This is a genomic window from Streptomyces sp. NBC_01381, assembly GCF_026340305.1.
In the GTDB taxonomy this organism is placed as follows: Bacteria; Actinomycetota; Actinomycetes; order Streptomycetales; family Streptomycetaceae; genus Streptomyces.
The window spans coordinates 72,133-86,671 of sequence record NZ_JAPEPI010000003.1; the positions used below are offsets into that span (position 1 = coordinate 72,133).

The following is a 14,539-nucleotide window of genomic DNA, read 5'->3' on the forward strand; positions in this document are numbered from 1 at the left end:
GAAGGGCCGCTGCCCAAGCCCCCTCAGAGGAATCCGGGGCCGTGGGGACCTGAACATCCTTTAGGCCGCCGACCTCGGCGAAGCCGGCTGGCTGCCATTTCACGTCGATGCCTGCCCTCTCCCGCCAAGACCAGCACCGTGGCAACGAACCCCTCGGACAGGGCAGCCATGACGGCGTGGCTCGCTCTCCGGTGCCACGCGAGCAGGGCGTCGACAAACGCTTTGAACACGAGGGGGTCGATCTGGCACTCGTCAGTGTGCATGGGTCCAATGCCGGACGACAGGCCCAGTTCGGCTTGGTAGACGCTCACCTGGCTCATGAACAGCCGGGAGGCATCGTTGGACGGGTTCCACAGGGTCTCGTCCCCTATGCCGTAGTACGGAAAGTGAGCCAGAACACGAGAACGGGAGTCGGGTGCCGCAGGCTCTTCCCGGCGCGTATCCGTCACTTCCAGGTCCGGTTGGTGAGGGCCTATTGAGAGGCGGTCGGTGGTGTGAAGAGTGCCTGGACGGTTTCGGTGGCCAGCTCTCGCAGCCAGGTGTGGGCGCGGTCGTTGTCGTAGCGCTGGTGCCACAGCAGGTACAGGGGTACGTCGGGCAGTTGGAGTGGCGGCGGCAGTGTGGCCAAGCCGAGTTGTTCCCGGGCCGTGCGGGTGACCGCGTCGGGGAGGGTGACGACCAGATCGGTGTCGAGGGCGAGTTGCAGTGCGAAGGCGGCGGTGGGCCCGGCGGCGACGACGCGTCGTTCGAGGCCGCGTGAGGTCAGGACGTCATCGATCGGGTCGCGGAGGCTTCCGCGCCGCGAAACGGTGAGGTGTTCGGCAGCTGCGTAACGCTCAAGGCTCAGCGGGCCTGTGGTGAGCGGGTGGCCTGGGCGGACGGCAACGACCAGCTGGTCCTTGCCGACGAGGCGGTGGCGGATGTCGGGGAGCGTCGGAGCGCTGGAGCTTGATTCAAGGTCGACCTCACCCCGGCGCAGCTCAGCGTCGTCCGTCCCGGGTTCGGCGGACAGGCGCAGCCGGACGCCGGGGGCCTGGCGGTGGACGGCGGTGATCAGGGCGGTGCCGGAAGCAGCGGTCAGGGCGGCGTGCCAGCGAACGGTGAACACCCTGTCCAGAGCCGCCAGGTCGAGTTCCTGCTGCGCGGACAGAAGCTGGTGGGCCTGCTGCACGAGGGCGTGGACCTGGGCGCGCATGGCCAGCGCGCGGGTGGTGGGGACCATGCTGCGGCCGGTGCGGACCAGGATCTGGTCACCGGTGGCCTTGCGGATGCGGCCCAGGGAGCGGCTCATCGCCGGTGCGGTGACATGGAGGCGTGCTGCCGCGCCGGCGACGCTGCCCTCTTCCAGCAGGGCGTCCAGGGCCGTGAGCAGGTTCAGATCCAGTTGCATGGCAGTAACTCTACAAGTAATAAGCATGCACTTGTTGTTAATGACCGAGCGCCCTACCTTCGAAGTGCGGGCGGGTGAGACAGCCGCCCCGTTTCGACCGATCCCAGGGAGCCCACCATGAGCACAGCCATGCCTTTCGACGCCGGTACGACGCTCCTGTCCGACGTGACAGCCGCGGTGAAGACCGCCGGCGTCACGCTGCGCGACCGCCACACCTCGCACGCCCGGGGCGTGAGTCTGGACGAGGTCGTGGGCGAGATCCACGCCAACGACGACGCGGTGCTGGACGTGCTGCGGGAACCCCTGTTGCGGGCCCGGCCGGGGTCGCAGTGGGCCGAGGACGAGCTGGCGGGCGGCGCGCTCCCGCCCGGCGAGTGGTGGGTCGTCGACCCCGCCGAGGGGAACATCAACCACGTACACGGCATGGAGGACTGGGCCGTCACCGCCACCCTGGTCCGCGACAACCGGCCGGTGCTCACCGTCGTCCACCTGCCGCTGACCGGCGACACCTACACCGCGGTCGCCGGCGGCGGTGCCCGCCTGGGCGGCCGGCCCCTGAAGGTGTCCGCCAAGACCGACCTGGGCGCCGCGCTCATCGGCACCGGCCAGGCTAAGCCCGGCGAGGACGAGCGCACCTTCCGGCGGATCGGTGACTCCGTCACCGCGATGCTCATCAACGGCCTGGTCGTGCGTGTGTCCGTTCCCGCCACGATGCAGCTCATCCACGTCGCCGCCGGACGCATGGACGCGTTCTGGCAGTTCTCCGACGTCCGCTCCGGCCTGGTCGCCGGCGCCCTGCTGGTCTCCGAGGCCGGAGGCACCGTCACCGACCTGACGGGCGAACCCTGGAACACCGGCAGCCGCGACTTCCTGGCCGCCGCCCCCGGCATCCACGGCGCCGCCCTCAAGGTCCTCTCGCCGATCGCCTGACCGGAAGTCTCCGCTCTTCCCCACCCGATACCGCAAGGAGCATCACCGCATGACCAGCATCGGCATCCTGGGCGCCGGCCGCGTCGGAACCAACCTCGCCGGCAAGCTCTCCGCAGCCGGACACCAGGTCACCCTCGGCGGCCGGAGCCCCGAAGACACCGCCGCCCGCACCGCCGGGCTCGCCCCGCGGATCGCCTTCGCCGACCAGCGCACCACTGCCCGCACCACGGACATCGTGATCAACGCGACGCCCGGCGACAGTTCCCTGGACCGCCTCACCGACCTGCGCACCGAACTCGCCGGCAAGATCCTCATCGACGTCTCCAACGCCACCCGCGACGCCGCAGACGGCCTGCCCGGCGACCTGTGCTATCCCGGCAGCAGCCTCGCCGAGAAGCTCCAGGCCGCGCTCCCCGACACCCATGTGGTCAAGACCCTCAACACCATGCTGTTCATGGTCATGACCGCTCCCGAAACCCTGGCCACCCCACCGACCGCCTATCTCTCGGGCGATGACGAACACGCGAAGAGGACCGTCACCGGCCTGCTCGGCGACCTGGGCTGGCAGCCCGAACGGATCGAGGACCTCGGCGACATCACCACAGCCCGCGCCACCGAGGCCATGATCCTCATCGTGCCCCACATCCTGCGCCGCCACGGCTTCAAGCCCTTCGCCGTCTCCCTCGCCCGCTGACCCACCAAGACCGGGTTCAGCTCGTGCGAGGGCGGCCGGGTGCCGGAAGGGACAACGCCCGCTGGGCTGCAAGTGACGCCCGAACTCGTCGACATTGATCACGCCTACACCACGCGAGACGACTCCCCTTGCCGTGTACGGAGCCACAGTGCTGCGATCACGCCCGCCGGTGACCGGGCGTCAACTCTGCAGGCGACACCAACTGGTCCCCCCCCTTAAAGCGGGTCGATTCGGGTTGCCAGAAGCGTGATTCACCGTCTGCGGGATGGAAGGGCGCTCCTGCCCGTTCTCGTGCTCGAGCCTGTCGATGAGCAGCCTCAGGTCGTAGGTGAAACCCTCCTCGATGCGATCCAGGACTGCGCGGTAGGCGTCGGCGGCGGGCCCGGTCTTCTCCAGCGGCCAGAAGCCGAAGTTCTCCACGGCGTGCTCGGGCAGCGGAAGGGCAAAGGGGAAGTCCTGCGGCAGCCCGCCCATCACGTACTGACCGGGCAGCAGATCGGCGCTCACCCCCACACGGCGCAGCTCACTGTCCAGGGCGTCGAAGAACGTGGCCGGCTTGGAATACACCGCCAGGTCCATCGAGTCGGAGGAGCTGGAGTCGATGACAATGTGCATCGCGGCCGCGTACGCGTTGCCCGCGGCACAAGCGGTGGAGGAGGCATGCCCGGCCAGCAGATGGTCCAGTGCCTCGGGGACGGCCAGGCCCCAGCCCAGATCCTGCCGTTCCGCCTCGGCCTGCGCAGCGCGTGCCCGCTCAGATATGAACGGGACTATGCGCTGCTGCTCCTCGGTGAACTGGCCCGCAGCCCCCAGGAATCCGATGACATGGGACTTGTCCGCCGTACTGAACGAGATAATGCGACTCGTACCATCACGCTAGAACTCCCACCACTGACACTGCCCCGGTCCGGTCATGCGCGGCGGATACCGGCGAGGACGCGGCCGCGTGATGCGGCATCGGCATCCAACTGCCGGCACCGGGCGGTGGAGCGGTCATCGCCCAGGGCCTCCACTCCCGTCATCGCTTCACCCTGCTCGTCATCGTCCGCCAGCAGGAGACCAAGCTGGCCGCGGGGAAGGTGCCTTCCCCGCGGCCGCGTGTCGGAAGCTCACAGCCGTTTCAACACCGTGTCCAGCAGCGCAGGAACGTCCGCGGGCTCGGCGGCGAGCAGGGCCACCGCGCCGAAAAGAAGCACAGCCAAACCCAGCACGGCGGTCCACACCAGCAGGGTGAGGTCCTCGGTAGGGGCGCGGCGGATCGCCGCGTAGGCGAGTCCACCCACCAGTACGAGCGTGACCAGGACCAGCAGATTCCTGTGTCCCCTCCTGGGAGCGTCGGTGCCGGATAGCCGGCAGGGAACTGACGTGGCGGAGGGGTCTCGGGTTACCGGTGCACGGATCGCGTCCGCCCGGAGTACGGCACGCGGGCGTCCGACGGCTGCATAGCCGGGAATCTCTTCAGACGCAGGCTGTAACGCCGGGCGGGAGCGCAGCGTCAGGTAGAGGCGAGGGCGCGCGCACGCCCTGCCGCGGAGCGCCTGGCGGTCGGGCTGGGGACGGACACCTGAGGAGCTAAGGGGGCTGTGAGCGATGAGGAATCGATGTCCGGGCGGGCCGGCCCGAGACCATCGGCGGAGCACGTGTTCGCCGCGTCCTTCGCATGTCTGGTGGGTGTCGCGATGACGAGGTACGGCCTGCAGCGGATAGTTGCCGAGGACGTGGCCAAAAACGCCTCCAACGACATCGTGCCGAGACTGCCGACCCTCGATAACGCCGGGAGCCACTGGCGGCAGCGGGTGGACTGGCGAACCCTCGACTTCCTGCGTGCTCAGCAGCGCGCCGGGCAAAAGGCCGCCCCCGGAGGAACGGAGGCGCTGGCAGACCTGCCGGACCGCGGACGCGGGCCGGAGGAGGAAGCGGTGCGGGGCGCAGACCTGGACCGGATCATGGCCGCCGGGCAGCGGCTGAACCCTCGGGACCAGCAGCATCTGGAGCTGGTGAAGCGGGGGTTGGAGCCGGCCGAGATGGCCGCCGTGCTGGAGCTCACCGCCGGGGCCGAGCGGACAGCGCGGCACCGGATGCTGGGAAATTCGCACCGCCGGATGCAATTCACTCTGCGGATTTCACATTCCCCCGCCACTGAGCGTGCGCAGCAGGCCGAAAGTGCTCCGATGTGCGCCTGACCGCGTCAGTGCTGCGCACGGCCTTCGATGACCTGGCCGCCGTCCTCGACGCACGCTTCCTGGGGACAGGCGGGATTGTCGAGCGGATTCTCGCGGCGTACGCCGCCGACCATGGCGGCCGGGCCCAGCCTCAAGGCGAGGAATGCCCCTGAGGCTCACAGGAGGATGACGATGAGGGCGGTGTCGTCGGTGAGGCCGGCCGGGGCGATGAGCTCGGTCAGCAGTGCGTCAGCGAGCTGGTCCGGGTCATCCGCGGCGCCGTGACGGGTGACCGATGCGGCGAGCCGGGCGAGCCCGGTGTCGATGTCCTCGCGGCGGCGCTCGATCAGCCCGTCGGTGTAGAGGACGAGGACCGAGCCCTCAGCGAAGGCCGTGTGGGCCTGCGGGCGCGCTGCGTGTACGGGCCGCGCGCCGAGCGGAGGATCGGTGGCCTGGTCCAGGTAGGTGACGGTGCCGTCCGGGTGCCGCAGCACGGGCGGAGGGTGGCCGGCGCTGCTGTAGGTGAGGGTGTGGGCGTTCCAGTCGATGAACACGGAGGCGGCGGTGGTGGATTCGGCACCATCGACGGAGCGGGCGTACAGGCCGAGAACCTCCAAAGCCTGGGCGGGGCCGTCGGCGACCCGAGACGCGGCGGACAGCGCGCTGCGCAGCTGCCCCATGACGCCGGCCGCCCGAAGCCCGTGGCCGACGACGTCGCCGACCGCCACGGCCGTGCGGCCACCGCTGGGCAGGTCGACCAGGTCGTACCAGTCGCCGCACACGTTCAGGGCCCCCACCGCGGGCCGGTAGCGCACCGCGGCACGGTGATGGACGAGCGGGCGGGGCGCGGGCAGCATCGCCTCCTGCAGATGCAGGGCGACCTCGCGCTCGCGGGCATGGGCCTGACGAAGGCGCTCGTTGACCTCTTGCAGCTCCCGGGCCCGGGTGTACAACTCTGCCTCGAGGACCTGGGCGCGGTCGCCGCCGCCGGGCCGGCCGCCTCGGGCGCGGATGAGTTCGGTGACCTCCTCGACCCGGTGCAGCAGCAGCGCCACGGTGCCGTCCGGGGCGAGAACGGGAACGTTGACCGGACTCCAGTACCGCTCCTCCCACACCCCGGGCCGGTCGGGATACTCCACGTCGTAGCGCTGCAAGGCCATGGTGTCGGGCTCCCCGCTGTCCGCAACTCGCCGCAGCGAGGCGTACAGGTTGCGCATCCCAGTCGCGGCGGGGTCGCTGGGATTGTCGGGGAAAACGTCGAACACGTAGCGGCCGATCACCTGCTCGCGGGTCCGGCCCGACATCGACAAGAACGCCTCGTTGGCATCCGCGTACACCAGATCGCGGGTCAGCAGCGCCACCGCGCCCGGCAGCGCGTGGAAGACCGCCTCATAGCCGATGTCGGGCCCGCTCACGGTCCACCTGCCCACACCACGACGCCCCGATCATGTGTTTGCCTCACGGTAGGCACTGTCGGCGAACCAGCTGACCGCGGCCAGCACAGAGTGGGCCGTTTGGCCCCCTGACGGGGCCGGTTCCTCCTCATGCCCGTGCCACGGGAGCGATGCACGATGCCGGTATGAGCGATGTCGGACCAGCCCTCGCCGGGCCGCTGGGGCGGGTGCGGTGCATGGAGCTGCTGGCTGGCGAAAGCAGCAGTCGAGGGCGGTGCAACAGCCATTCCGCATCGTCGGATGGCACGGGGTGCCTGCAAGGTCACCGTTCTCCGGGACGTGATCGAGATGTGCCGTGGTCGGTACGACACACGAGCCGGTGCCGTATGCGGGCTTGCCGTGTTCGTTCGGGCACCTGCCCATGTGGCTGCCGCGGCCGCACTCGCTTTCGCACTCACACCGCCAGTCGGCGCGTTCCTTGACGGCCTGCGAGATCACTGACCACTCGGCGGGATACCGTCCTCGGTTCTCGGGGCGGATCGGCATGCCCTGTCACATCGGCGTCACATCGGCCACTGATCGGGCACCGGGCTGGACGCCACGACGTCGTCCAGGACCCGGTCCCGTAGCTGACCCACGAGCCGGTTCACCGCGTTGACCAGGGCCATCAGGACGTCCTCGGACTCGCCGGAGCCAAGCGCGGCCGTGGCGTCCTCCAGGAGCTGGGAGGCGTCATCGGCGAGCTCGATACGAGCAGCGGCGTCCTCCGCGCTGCGGCCGAACAGCTCGGCGTCCACGTAACCCGCCACCGCTCCGGGGCCCGCCCGCACGCTCTAACCAGAGGCTTCACAAGCCCAACTCGCAAAAGGCGTAACGGACCTCACGGCCAAGCGGCATCCGGACCGGCTGGTGTTCCAGGGCATTCTGTTCGTCTTGCACACCGGGATCGCCTGGGAACACCTGCCGCAGGAACTCGGCTTCGGCTCGGGCATGACCTGCTGGCGCCGCCTGGCCGAGTGGACCGGGGCCGGAGTGTGGCCCCGACTGCACGAGGTCGTCCTTGCCAAGCTCCGCAGCGCGAACGCCCTGGACTTCTCCCGGGCGGCCGTCGACGGCTCCCATGTCCGCGCGTTAAAGGGGGCTCCAGGACCGGGCGAAGCCCCGTTGACCGGGGCAGGACGGGCAGCAAGCACCATCTGATCACCGACGCCACCGGCATCCCGCTCGCCGTCAGTCTGACCGGCGGCAATCGCAACGACGTCACGCAGCTCATTCCGCTGCTGGAAGCCGTTCCATCGGTGCGGGGCAAACGCGGCCGACCCCGCCGCCGCCCGGACGTCGTGCTCGGTGACCGTGGATACGACCACGACAAGTACCGCCGCCTCGTCTGGGCCTCGGCGTGAAGCCGGTGATTGCCCGACGCTGCACCGAGCAGGGCTCAGGACTGTGTACCCAACGTTGGGTCGTGGAGCGTACATTCGCCCACCTGCACTGGTTTCGCCGCCTGCGGATTCGCTGGGAGATCCGCGACGACATCCACGAAGCCTTCCTGACCCTCGGATGCGCCCTCATCTGCTGGCGGCGACTTGTCTCCCTACCCTGACAGCATCGGAACCCAGTGATCCATCACCTGGCGCAGACGCTGGCGATGATCAGCAATCCAGTCGTCCGGAGGGACGAGCGGGACCCGCACGGTCACCATGGACCCGGACTCGTCCTCCACGACCACCTCAGGGCAGTCACGCTCACCCGTGAGCTGGATGAAGATGGACGGCCCACTGCTCATCTCCATCCAGGCCACGTCTTCGCCGGCGTCAAGCCGGTCCAATGCGTCGGCCCAGCTCTCCAACCTCGCGACGTACAGCGCCAAGTCGACACGGCCGGACACGAAGGGCGTCTTGACGACGATCTCCGCGTCGAGCCCGGCGCTCCATCTGGGGCTACGTCCCAGAACGTTGACCGAGACGCTGTTGCCCTCGTCATCAGCGAGCGAGATGAGCTCCCTCGGAGGGCTGTCTCCCATAGCTGCCCTTTCGTCGGCGAGTACCGAGCGATCCTCGCCCTACCTGAGGCCATCCTTCATCTCATTTTGTTAGGAGTTCTAAGAAAGAATTAGGCTCAGACGCACTCCGAACGAAGGACGCGGTCACGGCAAGAGAGGTCAGGCAGTACACGACTCCGGATTCGGGGTCGGCCCACGCGTACTCGAAGTGCACGCCTTCCTCGGCCTCGATCGCCAGATCCGCCGTGTGCTGCCGAGAGCTGCTCGGCAGTGATGCCCTTCATGTCGTGGTGGACATCCATGAACATGGTCATCGCCCGCCACCTCCGGTCGTTCTCATCGGACTCATGGGTGGTGCGGGGCTGTGGGACGGCCCCTCGTCCTTGGCGGCCACAGACCTACTCCCTCTAAGGCGCACGCCGCGGAGCTGACCGCGCTCGCGGACCACCTCACCACCCACTGCCTGGTGCTGGAGATGTTCGCCGGTCCCCTCCCGGGGATGTACGACCCCAGCGGGCCGGGACGCCTGCTGTTCGGGTTCTTCGCCGCGATGGCGGAGACGGAGCGGGAGAACGTCCGGGAGTCCACCCTCGAAGGGCTCGACGCCGCCGCCCGCAAGGGCAACCACGGCGGCTGGTTTCAAGCGTGGGTTGTGGCCCCATCTGCGGGGGGGGGTGGGTTCTGGCCCGTCTTAGTGATTTTGACCGCCGTGACCACGGGTGAGATTTGGCTCCACCCGACATCCACGCCTGGGCCGATCGAGGTGATCATCGGAGTCGACCCATCCGCTCGCCTGTCTCGCGCGAACTACTACCGACGGCGGCGTTGCCGCCGCTCGACCCGCACGCCTCCAACGAAAGGAAAGCCCATGAGCCAGAGAACTGTCCTGGCGCCCACGACCCTCTTGGCGGCGGTGGTCCTCGCTCTCGTCGCGATGGTCGGGGCCTACGCTCCCCGGTCGCATGCGTCGGGGCCGGTCGCGCGGATCGCGCCGGTAGCGCACACGGCGCAGACCGCCGCGACGCTCGAAACGACGCCCCAGGCCGCGGCCGCCCTCGACTTCGACATCGAGTCCCTCACGTGTTCTGCGAATCGCACGCAGGGCGGCCCAGGACAAATCACCTGTATGGCAAAGTGGTTCGGGGGCACGCCCAATTTCGATCCGACATTCAAGGCCGAACCTGGGGGAAGCAGCCCAGTAACGAACTTCAGTAATGCGGCCCGGACCGCGACATTCACCTTCGGGTGCATCCGCAGCCGGGAATACACCGTGACCCTGTTCGTGCGCGACCGTAACGGCGAGAGCACCTCCACCCAGGTACGCCCCTACATCCCGTGCGGCAACTTTTGACACCGCTGGAGTGACCGGCGAACTGGCCGACGGAGGGTGTGAAAGCCTGTCGCCACACGCCGGATGAGGCAGTGGCGCGGGCATGCCCCCCCAAAAAAATGCACACCGACCGCGTACAGATCGACGGCGGGCGCGCTGATCGGGAACAGGCGGCCCGCAGACGCCGTCGACGGCAGCTTTCGCGCCGCGCGGCGGGCCTCCTCCGCCATCGCCAACGCCTCGGCCCGGTGCCCGCCGCCGTGTACGCATGGGTGCACAGCATCTGGGGGTACGCCGACGATGACGCATCCGCACGCCGACCCGTTGCCTCGACGCCGTCGCCTACGCCGAACGGTGCGACCTCTTCAACGACGGGCGCATCCTGCAGCACGTGCCCAAGGTCGAGATGAAGAACGACGGCTCCGTCATGCAGACGGCCCACCGCATCGCCGCCGACGGCTGGGAGGGCGACCTGCCGCTGTGGGCGGACGCCGCCGAGTAGCGGCCCCTGCCACCCTGGCAACGGCTCACACTGACCCACCACAAGTCGGGCCCTGCGCCGACTACGGCCGGGGCCCGGCCCACCACCCTCGGGTGACCCACGCCCGCCACCATGATGCGGGTGACAACCACCCCAGACCTCTGGCACCACTACGGCCGCGCCCGCGCCGAGCACGACCAAACCGTTCCCGGCACCTTCCGCTGGAACTGGTCCCAGGACAGCGGCCCCGGCCCCGCGATCCTCGGCGACCTGACCGGCAAGACCGTCGGCGACCTCGGCGCCGGAACCGCCCGGCACGCAGCCCACCTGGCCGCTCACCAGCCCCTCGCCCAGATCACCGCCATCGACGCCTCCCCCGCCCAGCACGCGATGGCCACCCGCCTCTACGGACACCTGGCGCCGCGCCTGCGCCTCGTGCCGCCCGGCGCCCTCCCACACCTGCGCGCCACACCCGCCACCTATGACGTGCTCTACAGCGTATTCGGGGCACTCGACTTCACCGACCCGCATGAACTGCTGCTGGCCGCGGCCACCGCTCTCGCACCCGGCGGGCAGCTCGCCTTCTCCACCTTGGCCCACTACCTGGGCGGCGCCCCCGCCCAACCCGACGTCGTGGCAGCTGACGTCCCCGCCAAGACCCCGGAAGGCGAAACGACCACGATGCGCCGCTGGGTGCTCCAAGAACACGTCTGGGTGAAGGCCCTCGACGAGGCCGGGTTCACCAGCATCAGCACCACACTGCTGCCCAAGACCACCAGCGGACCGCGCGCGGCCGACACCCTGCTAGTCACCGCCATCCGGCTCCCCTGACACCCACGCCATCCTGCTCCACGAGACCAGATCCCCTACCGGTACCGACGGCCCGGGCTCAGCTGCGTAGGCGGGAGCAGGTCGTCCTCAGTGACGAAAGGGCAATCGTCAAGGCTCCATCCCCGCGTGGGCAGGGAGCAGGTCCTTGAGTGGCTCCGTACCGTTGCGGCTGCGGGTCCATCCCCGCATGCACGGAGAGCAGAATCCCCAGTCTGGTGACTGCCATTGGCGATGGGTGCCGCTCGTTCTGAGGGACGGCCTGATGGAGCAGTGAAGATCGGTCCGTCCTGGTCGCTGCTTGGCGAACTCACCAGTGCTGGCGGCCGGTAAACCCTGGCAGTAGGCGAAGCCGCTGTACCGCGACTGTTGCAACCAGCAGTCAACCGTCTGATTGACGACGGCGAAGACCTGCCTGGATAGGTTGCCTGCGGCGCGGTTCCCTCCGGGAGGCGCCACACGGAAAGAGCCCCGGGGCGCCGGGACCTCGATGCTCGTGACCGGAGCTAGAGGTTCTCGGACAGCCCTGCACCCCCGTGTTGACGAACTGTCTGGGCACGTGGGTGCATCTCGGGATGCCGGGGCTCGTGCCGGCCACAGGGCGCAATCAGGACCCGACGGGGGGACTCGCGCTGTGGCCCGCAGGAGAGGTTTCAGCATGAGGATGCGTATGAAGGCCGCCGCCTTCGCCCTTCTCGTCGGCACTGCCACAGTTGCGGGTGGCGTCACCGCACCCGCAGCATTCGCCGCGGGCGAAGCCCCGGCTGCCGTGTCCGACAGCGGCAACATCCGTGCCGCGGGGTCGGGAAGCGCGGACAGGACGCTGTGGACCAGTAACCGTGCCGGTCAGATCAACATCCACTGGGACTGGAAGTCGAGCGCGGACGGCAAGAGCCACTACGGCAGCTTCTGGGGGAAGTTCTACGACCACAAGATCGATGGGAAGTACGTGCTGCTCCAGGCCAAGTGGAAGGGCCAGGACTGGACAACCATCCGCACCGCTGCGAACGGCGAAGACTTCCGCGGCGACTACAGCAAGCTCAACGGCCTGAACTTCCGGGCGTGCTTGCAAGGCGGCAACTGCGGCGCCCCCGCATGGTGAAACCGGGCAACGGCTGGCGCACTGAGTGTTGAGACACCTTGCCCGGGGTGTGGCTCCCTCACAAGGAGCCACACCCATGGGCGATCGGAGCCATCCCCGCATGAGCGGGGACCAGGGCGGACACGGGCAACAGCCCCGTGTCCGCCCTCGCGTCGGGTGGGCGCCGGGTGGTCAGGAGCGTTCCTCGCCTTTCTGACCGCCCTGGTGGTGGGTGGACTTCTTCCGTGTGCGGTGTGTGGGCAGGAATTGCCCGCAGTTGTCCGTCAGTTACAGAAGTTGAGAAGGACAAGGAGGCCGTTGCCGCACTGGAACTCGTCCCCGCCGCCGAGGCCGCCCTGGGCAGGGGCGGCCTTTGCGGCGACGGGCATGGCGGGCGTCGCGGCCACGGCGGATGTGGCAGTTGCCACCCCCGCCGCACAAGCGATGCCCACGGCAGCACTCACCGCGAATGCCCGGGATATCAGGGACAGGGACTTCTTGGAGTGAGGTGTGGTGTTCATGCATTCACCATGCCCACCCTCGCGACCAGTTGCTCGCCGAGCGCATCCGGGCGGGTGACCCCCCGTCTAGCTCTCGGGGCTGCCGCCGATCCGGCTGCACGGCCTGAGGCACATCGCGGCTTCGCTCATGCTCGCCGCCGACATCGACGTCAAGATCGTGCCCGAGACCCTGGGCCACAGCGACAGCCGGATCACTCGGGACATCTATCAGTCGGTCACGAGCTGCTCGCGAGGCCGCCGAGGCGACGGCGGCCATCGTGCCGCGCGGTGCAGCTCGCCGCCCCGAGCCGGAGCCCACCGAGACGGCTGCCGATCCGCTCGCGGTCGACGACCCCGACTTCGACTCGGAGCACGACGATGGCGCGTCCTTCTTTGGTAGCGACAATGCCGTTCTCATAGCGACCACGATCCCTGGCTCGAGGCGAGGATCGTGAAGAGCAGCCCCCTCTGGCTCCGCTTCTACGTCAGTCATCCATCGTCGTGGGAACAGGTCCTCATCGACCGAACCCGCCACCACTTCACCCTGTTCAAGCTGCCTGAGCTCTTCGCGGTGCAGGTCAATCGCACCGTCAGCAGTATCCGCCACCAGCTCGTCGACCTACTGGACTCTGGTGGCAAGAACGACGTCTGCGCCCATCAGTTGGACGAGGCCGACACCCTGCTGGCTCACCGGCTCAACGGCTCACCGGCTCAACCGCTGGGAAGGAGTGAGCTACCGGGCCCTGGCTCGCGATGATGCCTTCTGCCGTGGCGGCTTCACCTCCTGACCCGCAGGACTCCTCAGCCACATTCAGCGGGTGCCCAATTCCTTGCCCCTGGCGGCATCGTGGTCGTAAAGCAAGTGGTCAGGCGCCAGATGCTGCTTCCGCTGGGTCGCCCTCGTCGGTCACGGGCTGTGGGGCCTGACGGAGAAGGCCGCAGGACTTTCATCCCCTACGGCAGCGCGCCTGTCCGCCCGGCGCCTCACCGCTACGGAGGACTTGGCGCCAGCCATCGTTCTTGGTCCACCAGCCGGTCATCGACAGTCGCAGCCCCTCGCCCCGGCTGCGCCCTCCAGTGGTACTACTTCACGGACCATTTGAGGGGCTCGGTGTAGAACCCCTGGGAGTAGGTGACCTTGTCCACCTTGGCCTCGGCCGGCACCAGGTACGGGTCGCACACGTCGCGTTCCTCGCCCTTCTTCCACACGTCCTCGGTCCCGAGTTCCTTGACGCCGTTGAAGAGGCCGCAGTCCTTCGGCGTGCTGCTGAGGGCGCCGATGAGGATGAAGTTCGTGCCCGGGCCCGTGGCCGTCTCGACACCGACGTCGCTCATGACCATGGCCTCTTTGACCGCGTCGCCGCCGACGTGCTTGGCGTGGACGTAGACCCACACGACCTTCTTGCCCGCGTACTTGTCGGGCTCCTTGAGTTCGTCTAGGTCCTTCGGCTTGCCCTCGACGACCTTCGTCGGCGTGATCACGAACTTGCCGGTCTTCTTGTACTTGGTGATCTCCTGAGGAGAGCTGGGCTGGCCGAGCTTGAGCACCTTCGGAGCCTGGCTCGCACTTGGGTTGGCGTCCTTCGATGCGTCGGTTGCTCCGGTGCTGCACGCGGTGACGGTCCACACCGTGACCGCGCCGACGGCCACCAGCCCAAGACGCTGGTGGAAGGAGGTCGTGCACTGCTTCTGTGGGTTCGGCATGAGACCGCACTTTATGTTGATCACGCCGCGTTGCAGGAATCGC

16 protein-coding genes and 5 pseudogenes are annotated in these 14,539 nt (G+C 68.5%); 10 read left to right on the forward strand and 11 right to left on the reverse strand.

Annotated features, from left to right (window positions below):
• Window positions 1-23: 23 nt before the first annotated feature.
• Window positions 24-320, reverse strand: coding sequence for a DUF6086 family protein (locus OG453_RS38420; RefSeq protein ID WP_323178740.1), 297 nt, complete (start codon window positions 318-320; stop codon window positions 24-26).
• A 152-nt stretch (window positions 321-472) separates the two neighbouring features.
• On the reverse strand, window positions 473-1,390 hold the full coding sequence (locus tag OG453_RS38425; RefSeq protein WP_266873364.1) for a LysR family transcriptional regulator: 918 nt from the start codon (window positions 1,388-1,390) through the stop codon (window positions 473-475).
• Window positions 1,391-1,507: 117 nt separating this feature from the next.
• Here OG453_RS38425 and OG453_RS38430 point away from each other — a divergent pair, with 117 nt between their 5' ends.
• A complete protein-coding gene (locus OG453_RS38430; protein ID WP_266873365.1) occupies window positions 1,508-2,320 on the forward strand; it encodes an inositol monophosphatase family protein in 813 nt (270 codons plus the stop codon).
• A 49-nt stretch (window positions 2,321-2,369) separates the two neighbouring features.
• Complete coding sequence (locus OG453_RS38435) at window positions 2,370-3,014, forward strand: NADPH-dependent F420 reductase (protein WP_266873366.1); 645 nt, start codon at window positions 2,370-2,372, stop codon at window positions 3,012-3,014.
• A 180-nt stretch (window positions 3,015-3,194) separates the two neighbouring features.
• Here OG453_RS38435 and OG453_RS38440 read toward each other — a convergent pair whose 3' ends face one another.
• The gene (locus OG453_RS38440; protein WP_266873367.1) at window positions 3,195-3,629 is read right to left on the reverse strand and encodes a hypothetical protein; all 435 of its coding nucleotides are present in this window, start codon (window positions 3,627-3,629) and stop codon (window positions 3,195-3,197) included.
• Window positions 3,630-4,123: 494 nt separating this feature from the next.
• A complete protein-coding gene (locus OG453_RS38445; RefSeq protein WP_266873368.1) occupies window positions 4,124-4,297 on the reverse strand; it encodes a hypothetical protein in 174 nt (57 codons plus the stop codon).
• Window positions 4,298-4,597: 300 nt separating this feature from the next.
• On the opposite strand from OG453_RS38445, the gene OG453_RS38450 reads away from it, so the two are divergent.
• Both OG453_RS38450 and OG453_RS38455 read left to right on the forward strand, forming a co-directional pair.
• Window positions 4,598-5,197 carry a hypothetical protein gene (locus tag OG453_RS38450; RefSeq protein WP_266873369.1) on the forward strand — a complete coding sequence of 200 codons (600 nt, stop codon included), beginning with the start codon at window positions 4,598-4,600 and terminating at the stop codon, window positions 5,195-5,197.
• Window positions 5,188-5,349 (forward strand): hypothetical protein, encoded by a 162-nt coding sequence (locus OG453_RS38455; protein ID WP_266873370.1) that lies wholly within the window; start codon window positions 5,188-5,190, stop codon window positions 5,347-5,349. Before OG453_RS38450 ends, OG453_RS38455 begins: the two co-directional genes overlap by 10 nt.
• A gap of 3 nt (window positions 5,350-5,352) precedes the next feature.
• Here OG453_RS38455 and OG453_RS38460 read toward each other — a convergent pair whose 3' ends face one another.
• Both OG453_RS38460 and OG453_RS38465 read right to left on the reverse strand, forming a co-directional pair.
• Entirely contained in the window at window positions 5,353-6,591 is a 1,239-nt protein-coding gene (locus OG453_RS38460) for a PP2C family protein-serine/threonine phosphatase (protein ID WP_266873371.1), read from the reverse strand.
• A 542-nt stretch (window positions 6,592-7,133) separates the two neighbouring features.
• Window positions 7,134-7,400 carry a hypothetical protein gene (locus OG453_RS38465; protein ID WP_266873372.1) on the reverse strand — a complete coding sequence of 89 codons (267 nt, stop codon included), beginning with the start codon at window positions 7,398-7,400 and terminating at the stop codon, window positions 7,134-7,136.
• A gap of 88 nt (window positions 7,401-7,488) precedes the next feature.
• Here OG453_RS38465 and OG453_RS38470 point away from each other — a divergent pair.
• Window positions 7,489-8,173: pseudogene (locus tag OG453_RS38470) on the forward strand (IS5 family transposase); the annotation flags it as partial.
• Here OG453_RS38470 and OG453_RS38475 read toward each other — a convergent pair.
• Window positions 8,165-8,593: a DUF5959 family protein gene (locus OG453_RS38475; protein ID WP_266873373.1), complete on the reverse strand. Its 429-nt coding sequence runs from the start codon at window positions 8,591-8,593 to the stop codon at window positions 8,165-8,167. The pseudogene OG453_RS38470 and the gene OG453_RS38475 sit on opposite strands and share 9 nt — an antisense overlap.
• A 61-nt stretch (window positions 8,594-8,654) precedes the next feature.
• Window positions 8,655-8,886 (reverse strand): annotated as a pseudogene (locus OG453_RS38480) (nickel-binding protein).
• A gap of 104 nt (window positions 8,887-8,990) precedes the next feature.
• Between OG453_RS38480 and OG453_RS45260 the strand changes: the two are divergent.
• Window positions 8,991-9,206, forward strand: a pseudogene (locus OG453_RS45260) (recombinase family protein); the annotation flags it as partial.
• 812 nt (window positions 9,207-10,018) lie between these two features.
• On the opposite strand, the pseudogene OG453_RS38490 reads toward OG453_RS45260, so the two are convergent.
• Window positions 10,019-10,236 (reverse strand): annotated as a pseudogene (locus OG453_RS38490) (transcriptional regulator); the annotation flags it as partial.
• A gap of 288 nt (window positions 10,237-10,524) precedes the next feature.
• Here OG453_RS38490 and OG453_RS38495 point away from each other — a divergent pair.
• Window positions 10,525-11,214: a class I SAM-dependent methyltransferase gene (locus OG453_RS38495; RefSeq protein ID WP_266873374.1), complete on the forward strand. Its 690-nt coding sequence runs from the start codon at window positions 10,525-10,527 to the stop codon at window positions 11,212-11,214.
• Between the two features lie 655 nt (window positions 11,215-11,869).
• The gene (locus OG453_RS38500; RefSeq protein WP_266873375.1) at window positions 11,870-12,313 is read left to right on the forward strand and encodes a hypothetical protein; all 444 of its coding nucleotides are present in this window, start codon (window positions 11,870-11,872) and stop codon (window positions 12,311-12,313) included.
• A gap of 263 nt (window positions 12,314-12,576) precedes the next feature.
• On the opposite strand, the gene OG453_RS38505 is transcribed toward OG453_RS38500, so the two are convergent.
• Complete coding sequence (locus OG453_RS38505) at window positions 12,577-12,813, reverse strand: hypothetical protein (RefSeq protein WP_266873376.1); 237 nt, start codon at window positions 12,811-12,813, stop codon at window positions 12,577-12,579.
• 73 nt (window positions 12,814-12,886) lie between these two features.
• On the opposite strand from OG453_RS38505, the pseudogene OG453_RS38510 reads away from it, so the two are divergent.
• Window positions 12,887-13,076, forward strand: a pseudogene (locus OG453_RS38510) (tyrosine-type recombinase/integrase); the annotation flags it as partial.
• Between the two features lie 167 nt (window positions 13,077-13,243).
• Window positions 13,244-13,549, forward strand: a complete 306-nt coding sequence (locus tag OG453_RS38515) for a hypothetical protein (protein ID WP_266873377.1) — start codon at window positions 13,244-13,246, stop codon at window positions 13,547-13,549.
• Between the two features lie 326 nt (window positions 13,550-13,875).
• Here the strand turns inward: OG453_RS38515 and OG453_RS38520 are convergent, their stop codons facing one another.
• Window positions 13,876-14,496: a hypothetical protein gene (locus tag OG453_RS38520; protein ID WP_266873378.1), complete on the reverse strand. Its 621-nt coding sequence runs from the start codon at window positions 14,494-14,496 to the stop codon at window positions 13,876-13,878.
• Between the last annotated feature and the right edge of the window lie 43 nt (window positions 14,497-14,539).

Bases quoted from the DNA above. Each gene is read 5' to 3' on its own strand.
- OG453_RS38440 (WP_266873367.1), bottom strand. From the start codon at position 3,629: ATGCACATTGTCATCGACTCCAGCTCCTCCGACTCGATGGACCTGGCG.
- OG453_RS38430 (WP_266873365.1), top strand. From the start codon at position 1,508: ATGAGCACAGCCATGCCTTTCGACGCCGGTACGACGCTCCTGTCCGAC.
- OG453_RS38475 (WP_266873373.1), bottom strand. From the start codon at position 8,593: ATGGGAGACAGCCCTCCGAGGGAGCTCATCTCGCTCGCTGATGACGAG.
- OG453_RS38420 (WP_323178740.1), bottom strand. From the start codon at position 320: ATGAGCCAGGTGAGCGTCTACCAAGCCGAACTGGGCCTGTCGTCCGGC.
- OG453_RS38500 (WP_266873375.1), top strand. From the start codon at position 11,870: ATGAGGATGCGTATGAAGGCCGCCGCCTTCGCCCTTCTCGTCGGCACT.
- OG453_RS38435 (WP_266873366.1), top strand. From the start codon at position 2,370: ATGACCAGCATCGGCATCCTGGGCGCCGGCCGCGTCGGAACCAACCTC.
- OG453_RS38520 (WP_266873378.1), bottom strand. From the start codon at position 14,496: ATGCCGAACCCACAGAAGCAGTGCACGACCTCCTTCCACCAGCGTCTT.
- OG453_RS38505 (WP_266873376.1), bottom strand. From the start codon at position 12,813: ATGAACACCACACCTCACTCCAAGAAGTCCCTGTCCCTGATATCCCGG.
- OG453_RS38425 (WP_266873364.1), bottom strand. From the start codon at position 1,390: ATGCAACTGGATCTGAACCTGCTCACGGCCCTGGACGCCCTGCTGGAA.